This is a genomic window from Aeromonas sp. QDB39 (assembly GCF_027707585.1).
Lineage (GTDB): Bacteria > Pseudomonadota > Gammaproteobacteria > Enterobacterales > Aeromonadaceae > Aeromonas > Aeromonas hydrophila.
This window is the reverse complement of sequence record NZ_JAPCIV010000028.1, coordinates 40,685-61,744: the sequence shown is the minus strand read 5'-3', so window position 1 is coordinate 61,744 and position 21,060 is coordinate 40,685. Positions and strand designations below refer to the sequence as shown.

17 protein-coding genes and 3 tRNA genes are annotated in these 21,060 nt (G+C 57.7%); 3 read left to right on the top strand and 17 right to left on the bottom strand.

The annotated features are described in order from the left end of the window. Positions 1-3: 3 nt before the first annotated feature. The 15 genes from tusD to PG899_RS16760 form a co-directional block, all read right to left on the bottom strand. Positions 4-396, bottom strand: coding sequence for a sulfurtransferase complex subunit TusD (tusD, locus tag PG899_RS16830; RefSeq protein WP_016352263.1), 393 nt, complete (start codon positions 394-396; stop codon positions 4-6). Positions 397-482: 86 nt separating this feature from the next. Next, complete coding sequence (locus PG899_RS16825) at positions 483-863, bottom strand: RidA family protein (RefSeq protein WP_016352264.1); 381 nt, start codon at positions 861-863, stop codon at positions 483-485. Between the two features lie 25 nt (positions 864-888). Then, positions 889-1,605: a helix-turn-helix transcriptional regulator gene (locus PG899_RS16820; RefSeq protein ID WP_005306294.1), complete on the bottom strand. Its 717-nt coding sequence runs from the start codon at positions 1,603-1,605 to the stop codon at positions 889-891. Positions 1,606-1,802: 197 nt separating this feature from the next. Further along, on the bottom strand, positions 1,803-6,107 hold the full coding sequence (gene rpoC, locus PG899_RS16815; protein ID WP_011707700.1) for a DNA-directed RNA polymerase subunit beta': 4,305 nt from the start codon (positions 6,105-6,107) through the stop codon (positions 1,803-1,805). Between the two features lie 91 nt (positions 6,108-6,198). Continuing rightward, entirely contained in the window at positions 6,199-10,227 is a 4,029-nt protein-coding gene (gene rpoB, locus PG899_RS16810; protein WP_010635847.1) for a DNA-directed RNA polymerase subunit beta, read from the bottom strand. 224 nt (positions 10,228-10,451) lie between these two features. Beyond that, on the bottom strand, positions 10,452-10,814 hold the full coding sequence (gene rplL / locus PG899_RS16805; RefSeq protein WP_005341840.1) for a 50S ribosomal protein L7/L12: 363 nt from the start codon (positions 10,812-10,814) through the stop codon (positions 10,452-10,454). 51 nt (positions 10,815-10,865) lie between these two features. After that, on the bottom strand, positions 10,866-11,366 hold the full coding sequence (gene rplJ / locus PG899_RS16800; protein WP_016352265.1) for a 50S ribosomal protein L10: 501 nt from the start codon (positions 11,364-11,366) through the stop codon (positions 10,866-10,868). A gap of 259 nt (positions 11,367-11,625) precedes the next feature. Continuing rightward, a complete protein-coding gene (gene rplA, locus PG899_RS16795) occupies positions 11,626-12,327 on the bottom strand; it encodes a 50S ribosomal protein L1 (RefSeq protein WP_016352266.1) in 702 nt (233 codons plus the stop codon). A gap of 4 nt (positions 12,328-12,331) precedes the next feature. Beyond that, positions 12,332-12,760, bottom strand: coding sequence for a 50S ribosomal protein L11 (rplK, locus tag PG899_RS16790; protein WP_016352267.1), 429 nt, complete (start codon positions 12,758-12,760; stop codon positions 12,332-12,334). Positions 12,761-12,893: 133 nt separating this feature from the next. Then, complete coding sequence (nusG, locus tag PG899_RS16785; protein WP_005306318.1) at positions 12,894-13,445, bottom strand: transcription termination/antitermination protein NusG; 552 nt, start codon at positions 13,443-13,445, stop codon at positions 12,894-12,896. Between the two features lie 9 nt (positions 13,446-13,454). Next, entirely contained in the window at positions 13,455-13,826 is a 372-nt protein-coding gene (gene secE, locus PG899_RS16780) for a preprotein translocase subunit SecE (RefSeq protein ID WP_011707705.1), read from the bottom strand. Positions 13,827-13,886: 60 nt separating this feature from the next. Continuing rightward, positions 13,887-13,963 (bottom strand) — tRNA-Trp (locus tag PG899_RS16775). Between the two features lie 53 nt (positions 13,964-14,016). Further along, positions 14,017-15,201, bottom strand: a complete 1,185-nt coding sequence (gene tuf, locus PG899_RS16770) for an elongation factor Tu (protein ID WP_011707694.1) — start codon at positions 15,199-15,201, stop codon at positions 14,017-14,019. Positions 15,202-15,372: 171 nt separating this feature from the next. Next, positions 15,373-15,447, bottom strand: a tRNA-Gly gene (locus PG899_RS16765). A 38-nt stretch (positions 15,448-15,485) separates the two neighbouring features. After that, positions 15,486-15,570: transfer RNA gene (locus tag PG899_RS16760), tRNA-Tyr, on the bottom strand. 262 nt (positions 15,571-15,832) lie between these two features. Between PG899_RS16760 and coaA the strand changes: the two genes are divergently transcribed. Continuing rightward, positions 15,833-16,771 carry a type I pantothenate kinase gene (gene coaA / locus PG899_RS16755; protein ID WP_011707706.1) on the top strand — a complete coding sequence of 313 codons (939 nt, stop codon included), beginning with the start codon at positions 15,833-15,835 and terminating at the stop codon, positions 16,769-16,771. Positions 16,772-16,846: 75 nt separating this feature from the next. Here coaA and birA read toward each other — a convergent pair whose 3' ends face one another. Together birA and murB are read right to left on the bottom strand one after the other, a co-directional pair. Further along, positions 16,847-17,812, bottom strand: coding sequence for a bifunctional biotin--[acetyl-CoA-carboxylase] ligase/biotin operon repressor BirA (gene birA / locus PG899_RS16750; protein WP_024945204.1), 966 nt, complete (start codon positions 17,810-17,812; stop codon positions 16,847-16,849). After that, a complete protein-coding gene (gene murB, locus PG899_RS16745; protein ID WP_190283834.1) occupies positions 17,809-18,846 on the bottom strand; it encodes a UDP-N-acetylmuramate dehydrogenase in 1,038 nt (345 codons plus the stop codon). Before murB ends, birA begins: the two co-directional genes overlap by 4 nt. A 127-nt stretch (positions 18,847-18,973) precedes the next feature. Here murB and PG899_RS16740 point away from each other — a divergent pair, with 127 nt between their 5' ends. Further along, complete coding sequence (locus PG899_RS16740) at positions 18,974-19,627, top strand: potassium channel family protein (RefSeq protein WP_011707709.1); 654 nt, start codon at positions 18,974-18,976, stop codon at positions 19,625-19,627. Beyond that, entirely contained in the window at positions 19,624-20,979 is a 1,356-nt protein-coding gene (locus PG899_RS16735) for a TrkH family potassium uptake protein (protein ID WP_077095685.1), read from the top strand. Before PG899_RS16740 ends, PG899_RS16735 begins: the two co-directional genes overlap by 4 nt. The last annotated feature ends 81 nt before the right edge of the window (positions 20,980-21,060 follow it).

Genomic DNA, 21,060 nt, shown 5'->3' with positions numbered 1-21,060 from the left:
CTCTTAAAACTGGACGAATCGATCGGCGGTCAGGCTGGCCTCCGCCAGCTGACCCAGGCCGCTCAGGCAAAATGGCGGCTCCAGGTTGAAGTGTGCCCTGCCCAGCCCCTTGGCCTCCTGCTCATCCAGCACACCGCGCCGCATGGCGGCGGCGACGCACACATCGATACGGATCCCTTGCTGGTTGGCCAGTTCACGCCACAGGGCGACCAGGTTGCTCTCATCGGAGGCGGGAGCATGCAACCCGTTGCCGTTGCAGACCCCATCCTGGTAGAAGAACAGGTGAGACAAGCGATGGCCCTGCTCGATGAGGCTCAAGGCAAAGCGATAGGCGGTGCTGGCCGACTGGGTGCCATAGGCGGGTCCCGTTACCAGCAGGGCAAAATTCAGACTCATATCCGGACTCCTGCGCATGTGTTCGTCCATTCTACGCCAAACACAAAAAAGCCCCTCCTGGGAGGGGCTCTTCGTGCAGCCTTGGATCAGACGTAAGCGATGGCTTCGACTTCAACCAGCACATCCTTCGGCAGGCGCGCCACTTCCACGCAGGAGCGGGCAGGAGCGGCTTCACCGAAGTAACGGGCATAAACCTGGTTGAAGGCAACAAAGTTGTTCATGTCGCTGAGGAAGCAGGTGGTCTTCAATACCTTGCCGGTATCGGCTCCCGCTTCCTTCAATACTGCAACCAGGTTCTTCATCACTTGCTCGGCCTGCGCTTCGATACCGCCAGCCACTATCTCCATGGTGGCCGGATCGAGCGGGATCTGCCCGGAAGTGAAGACCAGCTCGCCCAGTTTGGTGGCCTGAACATACGGGCCAATTGCGGCAGGAGCCTTGTCGGTTGCAATAACTTCTTTAGCCATTCTTGTCTATCCCCTTCTATGGCGCTTACTCGTTTTCGTCTTCACCCTGCTTGCGCTGTCGGATGTACAGATAAACGGTATGTTTGGAAATGTTCAGCTTGTCGGCGACCAGGTTGATCGAGTCCTTGATATCAAATATGCCCTTCTCGAACAGCTGGGTCACGATAAACCTGTTTTTAGCATTGTTGGCAACGGTCGGATCGCGGTTGATCTCGTCGATGGTGTTGTCCACCGTCTGGGCAACCAGCTCTTCCACACTGTTGGCAAAGGTCTCCGGCGACTGACGCTCGACTTGTTGCGGCGTCGGGAAAAATTCGGCGACGAACTCGTGAAAAGGCGCGTTGATGTGCAGGTTGATACATATGAGGCCAATCACCTGCTTGTCGCTATTCCTGATGGCGATGGTACTCGACTTCATCAGGGCACCGGTACGGCTGCGAGCAAAATAGCTCTGGGTGTAATCCTGGCCGGTATTCTCGATGTCCTTGAGCATACGCAGCGCGAGATCGGTAATGGGGGCCCCCTCATTCCGTCCCGTATTGAACCCGTTGGCAATCTTGATCACGGACTCGTGCAGATTTTCCAGGGAGTGAAGCACCACTTCACAGTGCTTGCCGAACAACTCGGCCAAGCCATCGATCAGCCCATCGTATGAGCGCAACAATTCCCTGTCTTCGTCTGTAAAAGTGCGACCGATCAGTTGCTCTTCGGGAAGCATCACTTCCTCGATACCGACAGTCATGTTCTACCCCTGTAATACCCATTCAACTTTCCCGAGTTTTCAGTTGCGAGGGGGCAATGTCAACTTTTTTTGATTTTTTACTCTGCAACCTTGCTCTGGATCATCCGAATATCCGCGTGGCGTCTGGCTTTGACGAGAAAATCGACAATAAAAAAGGGCCCCATGAAGGGGCCCTTTTCATTCGCTACAGCGGAAGATTACTCTTCGTCAAAACTGCCGGCTGCGTTGAGCAGATCCGCCAGGTTTTGCTGAGCTTCATCGGCAGTCACCTGCGGCACACCAACAGCACGGGCTGCGGCGGCACGCTGGTTGATCCGGCCGTGGTGGTAGGCAAAGCCAGTACCAGCCGGGATCAGACGACCCACGATCACGTTCTCTTTCAGGCCACGCAGTTCGTCACGCTTGCCGCCAACGGCCGCTTCGGTCAGAACACGGGTGGTTTCCTGGAAGGAAGCCGCGGAGATGAAGGACTCGGTGCTCAGAGATGCCTTGGTAATACCCATCAGGATGTGACGGAAGGTGGCCGGGGTCTTGCCCTCAGCAACCAGCTTACGGTTGGCAATCTTCACGCGAGCCACTTCAACCTGTTCGCCTTCGATCAGGTCGGTGTCGCCGGCGCTCAGGATCTCGCACTTGCGCAGCATCTGACGCACGATGACTTCGATGTGCTTGTCGTTGATCTTAACGCCTTGCAGACGATAAACGTCCTGCACTTCGTTGGCGATGTAGTTGGCGACCGGGCTGATACCGCGCAGACGCAGAATGTCGTGAGCAGACTCAGGACCGTCCGCCAGCACTTCACCCTTCTCAACTTTTTCACCTTCGAACACGTTCAGGTTACGCCACTTCGGAATCATCTCCTCGTAGACATCGCCACCATCGGTCGGGGTGATGACCAGACGGCGTTTGCCCTTGGTCTCTTTCCCGAAGGAGATGGTACCGGAGATCTCGGCCAGAATTGCCGGTTCCTTCGGTTGACGTGCTTCGAACAGATCCGCAACGCGCGGCAGACCACCGGTGATGTCCTTGGTACCGCCGGACTCTTGCGGGATACGCGCTACCGCGTCACCCACGCCCACGTTGGCACCATCTTCCAGGTTCACGATTGCCTTGCCCGGCAGGAAATACTGGGCGGCGACATCGGTACCCGGGATCATCACGTCCTTGCCGTTCAGGTCGACCAGTTTCACGGTCGGACGCATCTCTTTACCGGCGCTCGGACGCTCGTTGACATCCAGCACGACGATGGAGGAGAGACCGGTCAGCTCGTCGGTCTGACGAGTGATGGTCACGCCATCGATCATGTGTTCGAAGTGCAGACGACCCGCTACTTCGGTGATGATCGGGTGAGTGTGCGGATCCCAGTTGGCGACGGTTTCACCGGCGTTCACGGCCTGGCCATCTTTCACTTCCAGCACGGAACCGTAAGGCAGCTTGTGGCTTTCCTTGGTACGGCCCATCTCGTCCATGATGGTCAGTTCGGTAGAACGGGAGGTGATAACCAGTTTGTCATCGCTGTTGTGAACGAACTTGGCGTTCTGCAGCTTGATGCTACCGGTGTTCTTGACCTGGATGCTGCTCTCGGCAGCGGCACGGGATGCGGCACCACCGATGTGGAAGGTACGCATCGTCAGCTGGGTACCCGGCTCACCGATGGACTGGGCGGCGATAACACCGACAGCCTCACCCTTGTTAACCAGGTGACCACGGGCCAGATCACGGCCGTAGCAGTGAGCACAGTTACCGAAGTCGGTCTCACAGGTGATGGCAGAACGTACCTTCACGCGGTCAACAGAGTTGCGCTCCAGCAGGTCACACAGCTGCTCGTCGAGCAGGGTGTTGCGTGCTACCAGCACTTCGTCTTCAGTACCCGGCTTGATCACGTCATCGGCAACCACACGGCCCAGCACGCGCTCACGCAGCGGTTCGACCACGTCGCCACCTTCGATCAGCGGAGTCATCCACAGACCTTCGGTAGTGCCGCAATCGTCCTCGGTGATCACCATGTCCTGTGCCACGTCAACCAGACGACGAGTCAGGTAACCGGAGTTCGCAGTCTTCAGTGCGGTATCCGCCAGACCCTTACGAGCACCGTGAGTGGAGATGAAGTACTGCAGTACGTTCAGACCTTCGCGGAAGTTCGCGACGATCGGGGTCTCGATGATGGAGCCATCCGGCTTGGCCATCAGGCCACGCATACCGGCCAGCTGACGGATCTGGGCTGCGGAACCCCGCGCACCAGAGTCGGCCATCATGAAGATGCTGTTGAACGAGGCTTGCTCTTCTTCTTCACCCAGCGAGTTGACGTTACGCTCTTTGGACAAGTTCTCCATCATGGCCTTGGAGACGCGCTCGTTGGCGCTGGCCCAGATATCGATAACCTTGTTGTAGCGTTCGCCCGCGGTCACCAGACCGGACAGGAACTGGTCCTGGATCTCGGCAACTTCGGCTTCGGCTGCGGCGATGATGTCTTTCTTGGCATCCGGGATGACCATGTCATCGATACCAACAGAAGCACCGGACAGGGCCGCATAGTGGAAACCGGTATACATCAGCTGGTCAGCGAAGATGACGGTGTCCTTCAGACCCTGCTTGCGATAGCAGGTGTTCAGCAGACGGGAGATGAGCTTTTTGCCCAGCGCCTTGTTGGATACGGATTTGATCCAGTTCTGCGGGTTGGCATCCAGGTCAGCCTGCTCTGCAGCAGTCAGCACCTTCGGCTCGTCGATCAGCGCGTATTCCATGCCTTTCGGCAGGATCAGGCTCAGGATCGCACGACCAACGGTGGTGTTCTTCATCTCGGTGTGAGCACGCAGCGAACCGTCTTCCTGACGCAGGTATTCGGTGATGCGAACTTTCACGCGAGCATGCAGATCGGCCAGACCGGCGCGGTATACCTTCTCGGCTTCTTTCGGGCCGGACAGCACCATACCTTCGCCCTTGGCGTTGATACGGGCGCGGGTCATGTAGTACAGACCCAAGACCACGTCCTGAGACGGAACGATGATCGGCTCACCGGAGGCAGGCGACAGGATGTTGTTGGTGGACATCATCAGCGCGCGCGCTTCCAGCTGGGCTTCCAGGGTCAGCGGTACGTGGACCGCCATCTGGTCACCATCGAAGTCCGCGTTATAGGCGGCACAGACGAGCGGGTGCAGCTGGATGGCCTTGCCTTCGATCAGGGTCGGTTCAAACGCCTGGATACCCAGACGGTGCAGGGTCGGTGCACGGTTCAGCAGCACCGGGTGTTCGCGGATCACTTCGTCCAGGATGTCCCAAACGACAGCTTCTTCGCGCTCCACCATCTTCTTGGCGGCCTTGATGGTGGTCGCCAGACCGCGGGATTCCAGCTTGCCATAGATGAACGGCTTGAACAGCTCCAGCGCCATCTTCTTCGGCAGACCGCACTGATGCAGACGCAGCGTCGGACCTACGGTGATAACGGAACGACCGGAGTAGTCGACACGCTTACCGAGCAGGTTCTGACGGAAACGACCTTGCTTACCCTTGATCATGTCGGCCAAGGATTTCAGCGGGCGCTTGTTGGAGCCGGTGATGGCACGGCCACGACGGCCGTTGTCCAGCAGGGCATCGACGGACTCTTGCAGCATGCGCTTTTCGTTGCGCACGATGATGTCCGGAGCAGCCAGGTCCAGCAGGCGCTTCAAGCGGTTGTTACGGTTGATCACGCGACGGTACAGATCGTTCAGATCGGAGGTCGCGAAACGGCCGCCGTCCAGCGGTACCAGCGGACGCAGGTCCGGCGGCAGCACGGGCAGCACTGTCATGATCATCCACTCCGGCTTGTTGCCGGACTGCAGGAAGGCTTCCATCAGCTTCAGGCGCTTGGTGGTCTTCTTGCGCTTGGTCTCGGAGTTGGTCTGATCCAGCTCTTCGCGCATGGTGCGCACTTCGCCTTCCAGATCGATGGCGCGCAGCAATGCCAGGATTGCTTCGGCACCCATCTTGGCGTCGAATTCGTCGCCCCACTCTTCCAGTGCGTCCAGGTACTGCTCTTCGGACAGCATTTGGCTGCGCTCGAGGTTGGTCATGCCGGGTTCGATCACTACATAGGATTCGAAATACAGCACGCGCTCGATGTCACGCAGGGTCATGTCCAGCAGCAGACCGATACGGGACGGCAGGGACTTCAGGAACCAGATGTGGGCAGTCGGGCTGGCCAGCTCGATGTGGCCCATACGCTCACGACGGACCTTGGTCTGGGTCACTTCTACGCCGCACTTCTCACAGATCACACCACGGTGTTTCAGGCGCTTGTACTTGCCGCACAGACACTCGTAGTCCTTCACCGGTCCGAAGATACGGGCGCAGAACAGACCATCACGTTCCGGCTTGAAAGTCCGGTAGTTGATGGTCTCAGGCTTTTTGACCTCACCGAATGACCAGGAGCGGATCATGTCAGGAGAGGCCAGACCGATCTTGATACTGTCAAACTCTTCGGTCTTGGTCTGAGCCTTCAAAAACTTGAGTAAGTCTTTCACGTGTTTCCCCTGTCAGGAGTCTAACCTCGGCGCCCCTACTGCCGAAACAGCGGGGCGCCCACGTCAATTCTCGAACAATAAGAGCGAGCTCTTACTCTTCGTCCAGCTCGATGTTGATACCCAGAGAGCGGATTTCCTTCAGCAATACGTTGAAGGATTCGGGCATGCCCGGCTCCATACGGTGGTCGCCATCCACGATGTTCTTGTACATCTTGGTACGGCCGTTCACATCGTCAGACTTGACGGTCAGCATCTCCTGCAGGGTATATGCCGCACCGTAAGCCTCCAGGGCCCACACTTCCATCTCACCGAAACGCTGACCACCGAACTGTGCCTTACCACCCAGCGGCTGCTGGGTAACCAGGCTGTAAGAACCGGTAGAACGCGCGTGCATCTTGTCGTCTACCAGGTGGTTCAGCTTCAGCATGTACATGTAACCCACGGTGACCTTACGCTCGAAGGCGTTACCGGTACGACCGTCGAACAGGGCGATCTGACCGGATTCCGGCAGGTCGGCCAGCTTCAGCAGGGCCTTGATTTCACGCTCTTTGGCGCCATCAAAGACCGGCGTAGCGACCGGCAGACCCTTGCGCAGGTTACCGACCAGGGTACGTACGTCGTCGTCGGACAGCTCGGCCACGTTCACTTGCTGGGTGTCTTTCTCGCCCAGGTCATAGACCTGTTGCAGGAAGTCACGCATCTCGTGCAGTTCGCGCTGTTCCTTGACCATGCGGTCGATCTTCTCGCCGATACCCTTGGCCGCGAGGCCCAAGTGCACTTCGAGGATCTGACCGATGTTCATACGGGACGGTACGCCCAACGGGTTCAGAACGATGTCGACCGGACGGCCGTACTCGTCATGGGGCATATCCTCGACCGGACAGATCTTGGAGATAACACCCTTGTTACCGTGACGACCCGCCATCTTGTCACCCGGCTGGATGCGACGCTTGACGGCCAGATAGACCTTGACGATCTTCAGTACGCCCGGCGCCAGGTCATCGCCCTGGATGATCTTGCGACGCTTGTTCTCGAATTTCTTGTCGAACTCAGCCTTCAGCTCAACGTGCTGTTCAGCGATCTGTTCCAGCTCGATTTGCTTGGCTTCATCTTCGATGGCCAGTTCAAACCACTTGGAGCGATCGAGCTTGTTCAGACGGTCTTCGCTGTAGCCGGCGGCCAGCAGCAGGTTGCGGGAGCGGCCGAAAATGCCGTCTTCCAGGATCTTGAACTCTTCGGTCAAGTCCTTCTTCGCTTCCTTCAGCTGCATCTCTTCGATTTCTTTGGCGCGCTTGTCTTTTTCCACGCCATCGCGGGTAAAGACCTGCACGTCAACCACGGTACCGTAAACACCGTTCGGCACACGCAGGGAAGAGTCCTTCACGTCGGACGCCTTCTCACCGAAGATGGCGCGCAGCAGCTTCTCTTCCGGCGTCAGCTGGGTTTCACCTTTCGGCGTTACCTTACCGACCAGAATGTCGCCGCCCTTCACTTCGGCACCCACGTAGACGATACCGGACTCGTCCAGCTTGGACAGAGCGGCTTCACCCACGTTCGGGATGTCAGCAGTGATCTCTTCCGGACCCAGCTTGGTGTCACGGGAGATACAGGCCAGTTCCTGGATGTGAATGGTGGTCAGGCGATCTTCCTGAACAACACGCTCGTTCACCAGGATCGAGTCTTCGAAGTTGTAACCGTTCCACGGCATGAACGCGACGCGCAGGTTCTGACCCAGCGCCAGTTCACCCAGGTCGGTGGACGGGCCGTCAGCCAGCACGTCGCCCGCCATCACCGGCTCGCCCAACATCACGCACGGACGCTGGTTGATACAGGTGTTCTGGTTGGAACGGGTGTATTTGGTCAGGCTGTAGATGTCGATGCCGGCTTCGCCAGGCAGCAGCTCATCTTCGTTGACCTTGATAACGATACGGGAGGCATCGACGTAGTCGATCATGCCGCCACGCTTGGCCACTACGGTAACACCGGAGTCAACGGCCACAGCGCGTTCCATACCGGTACCAACCAGCGGCTTGTCGGCGCGCAGAGTCGGTACAGCCTGACGTTGCATGTTTGAACCCATCAATGCGCGGTTCGCGTCATCGTGTTCCAGGAACGGGATCAGGGCCGCTGCCACAGATACGATCTGCTGCGGGCTCACGTCCATATACTGGATCTGGTCGGCGTTCATAAAGGTGGATTCACCTTTGTGACGGCACGGGATCAATTCATCTTTCAGACGGCCATCTTCGGTGGTCGCGGCGTTAGCCTGTGCGATCACGTACTTGCCTTCTTCAATAGCAGACAGATAGTCCACTTCGTCGGTGATCACACCGTCAATGACCTTGCGGTACGGGGTCTCAAGGAAACCGTACTCGTTGGTACGAGAGTACACGGACAGCGAGTTGATCAGACCGATGTTCGGACCTTCAGGCGTTTCGATGGGGCACAGACGACCGTAGTGGGTCGGGTGTACGTCTCGAACTTCAAAGCCGGCACGCTCACGAGTCAAACCGCCCGGGCCCAGCGCGGAAATACGACGCTTGTGGGTCACTTCGGACAGCGGGTTGTTCTGGTCCATGAACTGGGACAGTTGGCTGGAACCAAAGAACTCTTTGACTGCGGCGGAGATCGGCTTGGCGTTGATCAGATCCTGCGGCATCAGGGTGTCCAGGTCGCCCAGGGAGAGACGCTCCTTGACCGCACGCTCGACACGCACCAGACCGACGCGGAACTGGTTTTCAGCCATTTCACCGACAGAACGGATACGACGGTTACCCAGGTGGTCGATATCATCCACCTCGTCATTGCCGTTACGGATGTCGATCAGGCGCTTCATCACATCGACGATGTCGTCTTTGGTCAAAGTACCCACGCCGGTCTCGTCTTCACGGGCCAGACGGCGGTTGAACTTCATCCGACCTACGGTAGACAGGTCGTAACGCTCGGAAGAGAAGAACAGGTTCTCGAACAGCTGTTCTGCGGCTTCGCGAGTCGGCGGCTCACCCGGACGCATCATGCGATAGATTTCGACCAGTGCTTCCAGGCGGCTGGAGCTGGAGTCGATACGCAGGGTCTCGGACATGTAGGCACCGTGATCCAGTTCATTGGTGAACAGAACCTCGAAGTGCTTGAAGCCGGCTTGGGAGAGGTTGGCTACCGCTTCCAGGCTCAGCGCCTGGTTGGCAGTCACTACCATCTCGCCAGTTTGCGGATGTGCGTAGTCCTTGGCAGCAACCTTGCCAACAACATACTCAACCGGTACCTCAATCTGGGTAACGGAATCTTTTTCCAACTGACGGATGTGACGCGCAGTCACTCGACGACCGGTCTCAACCACCACGGCGCCATTGGCCACGATGTCAAAGGTCGCAGTTTCACCACGCAGGCGCTCCGGCACCAGATCCATCATCAACTTGCCATCTTTGACTTCGAAACCGATGGTTTCGAAGAAGGTGGCCAGAATCTGTTCGGAACTGAAATCCAGGGCACGCAGAATAATGGATGCCGGCAGTTTACGACGACGGTCGATACGGACAAACAGGTTGTCTTTCGCATCGAACTCGAAGTCCAGCCAGGAGCCACGGTAGGGAATAACGCGCGCGTTATACAGCACCTTACCGGATGAATGTGTTTTGCCTTTATCGTGGTCGAAGAAGACGCCCGGGCTACGATGCAGCTGGGAGACGATTACCCGCTCGGTACCGTTGATAACAAAGGTGCCGTTCTCGGTCATGAGCGGAATTTCGCCCATGTATACTTCTTGTTCCTTGATGTCTTTGACGGTGCCGGCAGCTGCTTCACGGTCGTACAGAACCATACGAAGCTTGACACGCAGCGGCGCGGAGTAGGTCACTCCACGGATCTGGCATTCTTTTACGTCAAATACCGGCTCACCCAGGCGATAGCTGACATACTGAAGCTCAGCACTACCGGAGTAACTGGTGATCGGGAAAACGCTACGGAAAGCGGCCTCTAGGCCATATTCACCTTCCGGGTCAGCCTCGATGAACTGCTTGAAGGAGTCCAGCTGAATGGACAACAGATAAGGCGTGTCCAGTACCTGGTCTCGCTTACCGAAGTCCTTACGAATGCGTTTTTTTTCGGTATAAGAGTAAACCATAGGGTTCCTCAGCTCGCTGATAAGTGACCCACTCTGTCCCACGGGACAGCTCTGTCTCAACACCGTTTTGTGTTGGCCCGGACGAATGAAAACAGTCCGGATTGCTGGTGCACCGAGAGTCGTAAACGGTGTGAAATGCTCTCAGTCTACAGCGCAAAAAGGCTGGTGAACAAAAATTCACCAGCCCTAGCCTGTTTTATCAGGCTAATCTACATAAATGCAGATTATTTGATCTCAACAGAAGCACCGGCAGCTTCCAGCTCTTTCTTCAGAGCTTCAGCTTCGTCTTTGGAGACGGCTTCTTTCAGGTTAGCCGGAGCAGCTTCTACCAGGTCTTTGGCTTCTTTCAGGCCCAGACCGGTGGCGCCACGAACGGCTTTGATGACAGCAACTTTGTTGGCACCGGCAGCAGTCAGAACTACGTCGAACTCGGTCTTCTCTTCTACTGCTTCAGCGGCCGGACCGGCAGCAACAGCAACAGCGGCAGAAACACCGAACTTCTCTTCCATAGCTTCGATCAGCTCAACAACTTCCATTACGGACATGGAAGCAACGGCTTCGATAATTTGGTCTTTAGTGATAGACATGACAAAAATTCCTGATGTTGAATAAACTCAAACAGCCTAAATAGGCGAGAATCAAGCAGCAGCTTGCTTCTGATCACGCACAGCAGCGATGGTACGAACCAGCTTGCCAGCAGAGGCTTCCTTCATGGTAGCCATCAACTTCGCAATTGCTTCGTCGTAGGTCGGCAGCGTGGCCAGACGATCAATTTGTGCTGCGGCGATAAACTCACCGTTAAAAGCGCCAGCCTTGATTTCGAACTTTTGGTTCGCTTTGGCAAACTCTTTGAACAGACGAGCGGCAGCGCCCGGGTGTTCGTTAGAGAAAGCAATCAAGGTAGGACCAGACAATACGTCGTTCAGGCAACCGAATTCGGTACCTTCAACTGCGCGACGCAGCAGGGTGTTACGCACAACGCGCATGTACACACCGGCTTCACGAGCAGATTTACGCAGGCTGGTCATCTTCTCTACAGTCACGCCGCGAGAATCGGCTACAACTGCAGAAAGAGCGCCTTTGGCAGCTTCGTTGACTTCAGCAACAATTGCCTTTTTGTCTTCGAGTCCCAATGCCATTGGCTTAACTCCTGGATTGAATCCGGGTCTAGTTTGACCCAGTACTGACACATCCCCCCTACCTTTACAACAGAGGGGAACGATGCGGTAGCAGGATTCCAGAAGAGAAAGAAATCTTTCTCGCTGGGTTTCCGGTACCGTCTACGCAGGAAGGATTAAGGCCTTGCAGCCACCTGCGGTCTTGGACGGAGGTCGAAACCCCCAACCAATCAAGGCGCAAAATTATAGATTAAATTTTGCGCCTTGTAAAATCCATCAATTAGGCCTGAGCTTCCAGAGAAGCTTGGTCTACGGCAACACCGGCACCCATGGTGGTGGAGATGCTGACTTTCTTGATGAATACACCCTTGGCGGAAGACGGCTTGGCCTTTTTCAGGGCAACCAGCAGAGCTTCCAAGTTTTCTTTCAGCTGAACTTCGTTGAAAGAAACCTTGCCCAGAGTGGTGTGAATGATACCGTTCTTGTCATTACGGTAACGAACCTGACCAGCCTTGGCGTTCTTGACGGCTTCGGCAACGTTAGGAGTTACAGTACCAACTTTCGGGTTCGGCATCAGACCGCGCGGACCCAGGATTTGACCCAGCTGACCAACAACGCGCATGGCATCCGGGGATGCGATAACTACGTCGAAGTTCATCTCGCCTTTCTTGACCAGATCGGCCAGCTCGTCCATACCAACCAGTTCAGCACCGGCAGCTTTGGCAGCTTCGGCGTTGGCACCTTGGGTGAATACGGCTACGCGTACTTCACGACCGGTACCGTGCGGCAGTACAGTTGCACCACGTACGTTTTGGTCGGATTTACGAGCATCGATACCCAGGTTAACGGCAACGTCAACGCTTTCAACGAACTTGGCAGTAGCCAGTTCTTTCAGCAGGGCAATGGCTTCGTTGATGGAGTACTCTTTGGTACCGTCAACTTTTTCGCGAATAACGCGCATACGCTTGGAAAGTTTTGCCATTGTCTTAATCCTCCACTACCAGGCCCATGGAACGAGCGGAGCCGGCGATGCAACGTACTTTTGCATCCAGATCGGCACCGGTCATATCCGGCTCTTTGGTCTTGGCGATTTCTTGCAGCTGAGCCACAGTCACCTTACCAACCTTGTCTTTGTTCGGCTTGGCAGAACCAGACTGGATACCAGCAGCTTTCTTCAGCAGGAAGGAAGCGGGCGGAGTCTTGGTTTCGAAGGTGAAGGAACGGTCACTGTAAACGGTGATCACGACCGGAGTCGGTGAGCCTTTTTCCAGCTTTTCTGTACGGGCGTTGAACGCCTTACAGAATTCCATGATGTTCACACCGTGCTGACCCAGAGCAGGACCAACGGGAGGGCTGGGGTTAGCACTGCCAGCCTTAACTTGCAGCTTGATATAAGCTGTGACTTTCTTAGCCATTACAAAAATACCTCAGAAATGGGTTCTAACGCCTCGGAGACATGCTCCTGCAAACGGCTCCCCAACTAATAAAGGGGCAGCGAATTATAATGACATTCGCAGCCCCTGACAACCGTTAACGAACAGAGTTTAATCAGCCCTTTTCGACCTGACCAAAATCCAGCTCTACCGGCGTAGAACGACCGAAGATCAAAACGGAGACCTTCACGCGGCTCTTTTCGTAGTCCACCTCTTCAACGGTACCGTTGAAGTCGGCGAACGGACCATCGGCAACCCGCACCATTTCACCCGGTTCAAACAGGGTTTTCGGACGCGGCTTGTCGTGGGCATCTTGCAGACGATTGAGGATGGCATCCGCTTCTTTATCAGAGATAGGAGCAGGACGATCAGAGGTGCCACCAATGAAGCCCATGACGCGCGGTACGTTGCGTACCAGGTGCCATGTGGTCTCATCCATGATCATCTGAACCAGGACGTAGCCCGGGAAAAACTTGCGCTCACTCTTGCGCTTCTGGCCAGCGCGCATCTCGACCACTTCTTCGGTCGGGACCAGCACTTCACCGAACATGTCTTCCATGCCATGCATCTTGATATGTTCACGCAGGGATTTGGCAACACGGCCTTCATAGCCGGAAAACGCCTGCACCACATACCATCTCATACGTTGTTCACGTTGTTCAGTCATGGCTTATCCTTACACACCGGTAATCAGGTTGACCAACCAGACCAAGGCACCGTCCAGAATGAACAGCAACAGCCCCATCACGGCAGTCACCGCCAGCACAATCAGGGTTGTCTGAATGGCTTCCTGGCGGGTCGGCCATACGACCTTGCGGACTTCCAGGCGAGACTCACGGGCAAATGCCAGTGTCGCCTTTCCCTTGGTGGTTTGCAGGGCTACTGCACCGGCAGCAGCAATGACAACGACCACACCCAGGGCGCGGACGGCAGCGACGACATCGTTGAGCAGGTAATTACCCACTACAGCGGCCGCCAGGATAATGAAAACCAGGCCCCAAAGCAGGGTATCCTTGCTTCCGCCCTGGCTCTCAGAACTAACACTCATACAACCCACCTGTATCTGACGTAACCAAAGACACAAAAGCCCCGTACGAGACGAGGTATATGGCAGGGGCGGCAGGACTCGAACCCGCAACCATCGGTTTTGGAGACCGCTGTTCTACCAATTCGAACTACGCCCCTGCATAAGAAAGCCCCTATTATAGGGGCTTTGCTTTATTTATGTAAGCCAAAGATTAAGCGATAACTTTAGCTACAACACCAGCACCTACGGTACGGCCACCTTCACGGATGGCGAAACGCAGGCCGTCGTCCATCGCGATCGGCGCAATCAGGGTAACAACCATCTTGATGTTGTCGCCCGGCATTACCATCTCTACGCCTTCCGGCAGTTCGATGGTACCGGTCACGTCGGTTGTACGGAAGTAGAACTGCGGACGGTAGCCTTTGAAGAACGGGGTATGACGACCACCTTCTTCTTTGGACAGTACGTACACTTCAGATTCAAACTTGGTGTGCGGCTTGATGGTGCCCGGCTTGGCCAGTACCTGACCACGCTCTACGTCTTCACGCTTCACGCCACGCAGCAGTGCACCGATGTTCTCGCCTGCACGACCTTCGTCCAGCAGTTTGCGGAACATTTCAACGCCGGTACAGGTGGTCTTGGTGGTATCTTTGATACCCACGATTTCCACTTCTTCACCAACTTTGACGATACCGCGCTCTACACGACCGGTTACTACGGTACCACGGCCAGCGATGGAGAATACGTCTTCGATAGGCATCAGGAACGGCAGGTCGATGGCACGCTCCGGCTCCGGAATGTAGGTGTCCAGGTGGCCAGCCAGTTCCAGGATCTTCTCTTCCCACTGAGCTTCGCCTTCCAGCGCTTTCAGTGCGGAACCACGGACTACCGGCAGGTCATCACCCGGGAAGTCGTACTCGGACAGCAGTTCGCGAACTTCCATCTCGACCAGTTCCAGCAGCTCTTCGTCATCTACCATGTCACACTTGTTCATGAACACGATGATGTACGGAACGCCTACCTGACGACCCAGCAGGATGTGCTCACGAGTCTGCGGCATCGGGCCGTCAGTCGCTGCTACTACCAGGATCGCGCCGTCCATCTGGGCAGCACCGGTGATCATGTTTTTAACGTAGTCGGCGTGACCCGGGCAGTCTACGTGTGCGTAGTGGCGGGTAGCGGTGTCGTATTCTACGTGGGAGGTGTTGATGGTGATACCACGCTCACGCTCTTCCGGTGCCTTGTCGATCTGGTCGAAGGCGAAAGCCTTACCACCGAAGTGCTTGGCCAGCACGTTGGTGATAGCGGCAGTCAGGGTGGTTTTACCGTGGTCAACGTGGCCGATGGTACCCACGTTAACGTGCGGTTTATTACGCTCAAATTTTTCTTTAGACATGATCGTCCCTCTAAACTAACGCTGAGTACGCGGTGGCAAGCTAACCACAGAACAGTTTATATGATGGATTTGAATCTGGTGGGGAAGAGAGGCTGGTGCTGACAGGCAGGTTCGATTGCCGAACTCACCCTAAGGTGTGGCTCTGCTATCGCCTGAGCCGTATCAGCATCTTGGAGCGGGCAGCGGGAATCGAACCCGCATCATCAGCTTGGAAGGCTGAGGTAATAGCCATTATACGATGCCCGCATTTCTCTAACCCAAAGAACTCAAACCGCAGAGAAATATGGTGGAGGGAGAAGGATTCGAACCTTCGAAGGCAGAGCCGTCAGATTTACAGTCTGATCCCTTTGGCCGCTCGGGAACCCCTCCAGTTGCATAAATGCCACAACGGTAATTCTGCTTGCACCCGTTGTTTTATCGCTTTTGCCGAGCAAATAGACGACAGACATCTAAGCGTCGCGCATTTTATGGTAAGCATTTTGGGGATGCAACCATTGCGCCTTGCAAAATGTGCATTATTGCCGGGAACCAGGCAAAAAAGGACTCACTCTCCGCTCGAAACCGTCGCTTCTCTTGTCGCTCCCCACCCCTTGGTGTATGGTCGCCCTGCCCAAGAAACAGTGATGACACCATGACGACAGAGCATAACCCCTATCTGCAATTCACCCGCGAACAATGGGCGTTATTGCGCGACTCGGTCCCTTTGACCCTGACCGAGCACGATCTGCAGACCCTGCGCGGGATCAATGAAAAGGTGTCATTGCAGGAGGTGGAAGAGATCTACCTGCCCCTCTCCCGCCTGCTCAACCTCTACGTCAAGGCCAAGCAGCGCCGCAGCCGGGTACTGGAACAGTTTCTCGGTCAGTCCCGCGGCAAGGGTACCTACATCATCAGCATCGCCGGCAGCGTGGCGGGGGGCAAGAGCACCACGGCGCGCATCATGCAGGCATTGCTGGAGCGCTGGCCGGAACACCCGCGGGTGGAGCTGGTCACCACCGACGGCTTTCTCTATCCCAACAAGGTGCTGGAAGAGCGCGGCTTGATGCGCCGCAAGGGCTTCCCGGAATCCTACGACATCCGTCATCTGGTGGAATTTGTCGCCAACATCCGCGCCGGCCACGAAAAGGTCGAAGCGCCTGTCTACTCCCACCTTATCTACGACATCATCCCTGACGAGAAGAAGGTGGTGGAGCAGCCGGACATCCTGATCCTCGAAGGGCTCAATGTACTGCAGAGCGGCATGGATTACCCGCAGGAGCCTCACCGGGTCTTCGTCTCCGATTTCGTCGACTTCTCCATCTATGTGGATGCCGAGGCCGAACTGCTACGCACCTGGTATATCGAGCGCTTCCTCAAGTTTCGCAGCGGTGCCTTCTCGGATCCGGACTCCTATTTCCACCACTACGCCAAACTGGCGGAGAGCGAAGCGACCAAGATCGCCAACAACATCTGGCAAGATATCAACTATCTGAATTTGAAAGAGAACATACTGCCGACCCGGGAACGGGCCAACCTGATCCTGACCAAGGGCAACGAGCACGCCATCGAGCAGATCAAACTGCGCAAGTAGCGGCTACCAACACGAATCACAATGAAGAGGGGGCCCGCAGGCCCCCTCTTCTATTCATGACGATCGCCACTGCCTTCAGTCGCCCCGGCGCAGGGAGATCTCGCCGCCCAGGTAGAACTTGATCCCCTCTGCGGTCTCCAGCCGCAGGGCGCCGCGATCATCGATGCCGCGCGCCACGCCGCGGATCTCCTGCTCGCCCATCAGCAGCCGCACCGGCCGGCCGGCGAAGTGATCGAGCCGGTTCCAGTCCGCCACGAAACTGGCGAGACCACTCTGTTCGAAGGTGAGCATGGCCTGCTGCAGGTGATCGAGCACCCGGCCGGCCAGCAGATTGCGGTCTACCAGTTCCGGCTGGATGTGGCGCAGTTCGGACCAGGCCTGATCGATCCGCTCTCCCTCCCGGCTCGGCATCGCCAGATTGAGGCCGACCCCGATCACCAGATGGCAGCTGGCTCCGGCACTGCCGCTCATCTCCACCAGAATGCCCGCCAGTTTGCGGCCCTGATAGTAGAGGTCATTCGGCCATTTCAGCTCCACCCCCGGATAACCGAGGGATTCCAGCGCCTGCACCACGGCCACGCCGACCGCCAGACTCAGTCCCATGGCAGCGGCCATACCCTGCTCGAGCCGCCAGTACATGCTGAGGATCAGCTGGCACCCGAAGGGGGAGACCCAGGGCTTGCCGCGCCGGCCACGACCGGCGGTCTGGCACTCGGCCAGACAGCTCTCGCCGGAGCTCAGCTGGTTGACCCGCTCCAGCAGGTACTGGTTGGTGGAGTCGATGACCGGAAAGCAGTGTACCGGCGCCATGGGTGCCAACGCCTGCAACTGCGCCTCGTCATAGAGCGCCATCGGCACCGCCAGCCGATAACCCTTGCCGGTCAGGCTGAACAAGTCCAGCCCCAGCTCCTTGAGCGCGGCCATGTGCTTGCTGACCGCCGCCCGGCTGATGCCGAGCTGCTCACCCAGCTGTTCACCGGAGTGAAACTGGCCGTCGCTGAGCAGGGTGATCAGGGTCTGTCTGATGGGGGTCAGGGTCATGAGAGCACCTCGTCGAGCCAAGTTTCACCGCTGCGCCCCATGAAACGCACCTCGTGTTCCAGCAGCACGCCGAACTTCTGCTCCACGCTGTCGCGTACGTGAGCCGCCAGGGCGATCAGCTCCATGGCGCTGGCACCGCCCAGGTTGACCAGCACCAGGGCCTGCTCCTGATGCACGGCAGCGCGGCCGATGGCAAACCCCTTGAGGCCGCACTGATCGATGAGCCAGCCCGCGGCCAGCTTGGCCTGCCCGTCAGCGGTCGGGTAACAGGGCATGTGAGGATATTGCTGCTTGAGCCGGTCGGCCTGCGCCGCCGTCACCACGGGGTTCTTGAAGAAGCTGCCGGCATTGCCGAGCACGGCCGGATCCGGCAGCTTGGCCATGCGGGTGGCGCAGACGGTATCGAAGATGGCCTGCGCCGTGGGCTGCTCACCGAGCGCGGCCAGTGGGCCATAACCCGCCACCGGCTGCCAGGCCTTGGCGAGGCGCAGCCCGACGGCGGTGATGAAGTGGCTGTCCTGACAGGCGTGCTTGAAGATGCTGTCGCGATAGCCAAATCCGCAGGCGGCCGCCTCGATGCGCTCCAGCTGGCCGCTCTGCCAGTTGAACGCCTCCACATAGGCGCAGACGCTGGCCAGCTCGACCCCGTAGGCGCCGATATTCTGCACCGGGGCGGCCCCGACCGTGCCCGGGATCAGCGCCAGGTTCTCGAGCCCGAACCAGCCCTGCTGCAGGCTATGGCACACCAGCTCATGCCAGTTCTCGCCGGCCGCCACGTGCAGCAACCAGTGATCCCCCTCGTCGTGCAGCGTTATCCCCTTGAGCCGGTTGAGCACTACGACACCGGCGAAGTCATCGCAAAACAGCACGTTGCTGCCACCGCCCAGCACCAGCCGCGGCTGGCCGGCCAGCTCGGGGTTGGCTACCAGTTGCAGCAGATCGTCGATCCGTTCCACTTCGGCCAGCCAGCGGCAGCGGGCATCGAGGGCGAGGGTGTTGAGCGTCAACAAGGAGGCGTAAGGGGTGAGTTTCATCTGCGTGTCCCGACAATGGCAAGCGGGCAGTCTACCTTATATTGCCGCCGGACGAAAAATCCGCCCCCCTTTTCGGACTCATGCCGCAGGAGTAGAGTATCCGGCTCCGACGCTTGAGGAAGTACTCATGAACAACCAATTTGCCGTGATCGGCCTGGGACTGTTTGGCAGCGCCCTGTGTGAAGAGCTGCAACGGCAGGATGCCGAGGTGCTGGCGATAGACATCGACGAGAGCAAGACCCGTCAGATAGCCACCCTCTGCAACCACGTGATCGTCGCCGATGCCACCGACGAGGCCACGGTGGCCGAGCTGGGGCTGGCCGACTTCGACATCGTCTTCGTTGCCATCGGTGACAACCTCGAGACCAGCATCCTCACCACCCTCGTCCTCAAGGAAGCCGGCGTGAAGAAGGTGTGGGTCAAGGCGCGCGACAAGTTCCACGCCAAGATCCTGCAGAAGGTGGGGGCCGACAAGGTGATCAACCCGGAGTGGGACATGGGCCGCCGGGTCGCCCAGAGCATGCTGGACAACCGGCTGTTCGACTATCTGGAGCTGGGCCACGACATGGTGCTGACCGAGTTCGTCATCGGTTTGCCGCAAAATGGCCGCACCCTCGCCGATCTGCATCTGCTGCAACAGACCGAACTGCAACTGCTGGCCATCAAGCGCGGCCAGGTGCTGCACAACGTGCTGACCGGCAAGATGGAGCTGCAACTGGGTGACATCCTGATCCTGGCGGGCAACAAGCACGCCATCGACCACTGGCTGGAAACCCTATGACCCGCTGGCGTAGCAACTACGCCTTCGCCCTGCACCGGGACGACGAGTCGCGCTGGAGCGAAGCCAAGCTGATCCTCGGCAGCTTCCTGATCATCCTGCTGGTCGGCACCCTGTTTCTGGTGCAGCCCTCCAGCCACAACGGCGAAGTGAGCTTCATCAACGCCCTGTTCACCGCAACCTCGGCCATCAGCGTGACCGGGCTCGGAGTGGTGGATACCGGCACCGCCTTCACCCTGCAGGGGCAGATCTTTCTGTTGATGCTGATGGAGATTGGCGGCCTCGGCCAGATGACCATGACCCTGCTGCTGATCGCCATGTTCAGCAAGCGGGTCGGTCTGCGCCAGCAGGTGCTGGCCAAGGAGGCACTGGGTCAGGAGGGGTCGGTCAACATCATCCAGCTGGTGAAGCGGATCGTGCTGTTCGCCTTCATCGCCCAGCTCATCGGCACCGGCCTGATGGCCATCCGCTGGGTACCCGAGCTCGGCTGGGAGCGCGGCCTCTACGTCAGCTTCTTCCACGCGGTCTCGGCCTTCAACAACGCCGGCTTCTCGCTGTTCGCCAACAATCTCATCGACTATAGAGACGACCCCATCATCAGCCTGACCATAGCCGCGCTGATCATTCTGGGGGGGATCGGCTTCACCGTCATCGTCGACCTGGTACGCAACCGCCGCTGGCGCAAGCTCAAGCTGCACAGCAAGCTGATGCTGATCATGACACCGGCCCTGCTGCTGCTGGGTACCCTGATGTTCTGGCTGCTGGAGCACAACAACCCGGGCACCCTCGGCAAGGCCTCCTTCGGCGGTCAGTGGCTGGCGGCCTTTTTCCAGTCCACCAGCGCCCGTACCGCCGGCTTCAACTCCATCGACATCGGCCAGATGGTGCCCGCCTCCCTGCTGTTCATGATGATGCTGATGTTTGTCGGGGCCGGCGCCACCTCCACCGGTGGTGGTATCAAGGTGACCACCTTCGCGGTAGTGCTGCTGGCGACCAAGGCGTTTCTGACCAAGCGCCCCCATGTCACCGCCTTCGGCCGCACCCTGTCACCCCAGATAGTGACCCGATCGCTGGCCATCATCATCGTCAGCACCATGGTGCTGATGCTGGCCATGTTCCTGCTGATGCTCACCGAGCAGCAATCCTTCGACAAGATCATGTTCGAGACCATTTCGGCGTTTGCCACCGTGGGGCTCTCCACCGGCATCACCGCCGGTCTGAGTGAACCGGGCAAGCTGATCCTGGTGCTGGTGATGATCTGCGGCCGTCTCGGTCCTCTGACCCTGGCCTTCATGCTGGCCCGCCCGAGCGAGACCCGCATCAAGTATCCGGAAGAAGCCGTCTACACCGGCTGATGACCGTTGGTCGTTACGCCGACAAGCCGACAAAAAGAGAGGGGCCATCATGCCCCTCTCTTTTTTTCTTGCCGACACCCA

Coding starts and splice junctions, on each gene's coding strand:
- rpoB (WP_010635847.1), bottom strand. CDS start 10,227: ATGGTTTACTCTTATACCGAAAAAAAACGCATTCGTAAGGACTTCGGT.
- secE (WP_011707705.1), bottom strand. CDS start 13,826: ATGAGTGTTAGTTCTGAGAGCCAGGGCGGAAGCAAGGATACCCTGCTT.
- rplA (WP_016352266.1), bottom strand. CDS start 12,327: ATGGCAAAACTTTCCAAGCGTATGCGCGTTATTCGCGAAAAAGTTGAC.
- PG899_RS16825 (WP_016352264.1), bottom strand. CDS start 863: ATGGCTAAAGAAGTTATTGCAACCGACAAGGCTCCTGCCGCAATTGGC.
- coaA (WP_011707706.1), top strand. CDS start 15,833: ATGACGACAGAGCATAACCCCTATCTGCAATTCACCCGCGAACAATGG.
- PG899_RS16820 (WP_005306294.1), bottom strand. CDS start 1,605: ATGACTGTCGGTATCGAGGAAGTGATGCTTCCCGAAGAGCAACTGATC.
- PG899_RS16735 (WP_077095685.1), top strand. CDS start 19,624: ATGACCCGCTGGCGTAGCAACTACGCCTTCGCCCTGCACCGGGACGAC.
- tusD (WP_016352263.1), bottom strand. CDS start 396: ATGAGTCTGAATTTTGCCCTGCTGGTAACGGGACCCGCCTATGGCACC.
- tuf (WP_011707694.1), bottom strand. CDS start 15,201: ATGTCTAAAGAAAAATTTGAGCGTAATAAACCGCACGTTAACGTGGGT.
- PG899_RS16740 (WP_011707709.1), top strand. CDS start 18,974: ATGAACAACCAATTTGCCGTGATCGGCCTGGGACTGTTTGGCAGCGCC.
- rplL (WP_005341840.1), bottom strand. CDS start 10,814: ATGTCTATCACTAAAGACCAAATTATCGAAGCCGTTGCTTCCATGTCC.
- nusG (WP_005306318.1), bottom strand. CDS start 13,445: ATGACTGAACAACGTGAACAACGTATGAGATGGTATGTGGTGCAGGCG.
- rplK (WP_016352267.1), bottom strand. CDS start 12,760: ATGGCTAAGAAAGTCACAGCTTATATCAAGCTGCAAGTTAAGGCTGGC.
- murB (WP_190283834.1), bottom strand. CDS start 18,846: ATGAAACTCACCCCTTACGCCTCCTTGTTGACGCTCAACACCCTCGCC.
- birA (WP_024945204.1), bottom strand. CDS start 17,812: ATGACCCTGACCCCCATCAGACAGACCCTGATCACCCTGCTCAGCGAC.
- rplJ (WP_016352265.1), bottom strand. CDS start 11,366: ATGGCATTGGGACTCGAAGACAAAAAGGCAATTGTTGCTGAAGTCAAC.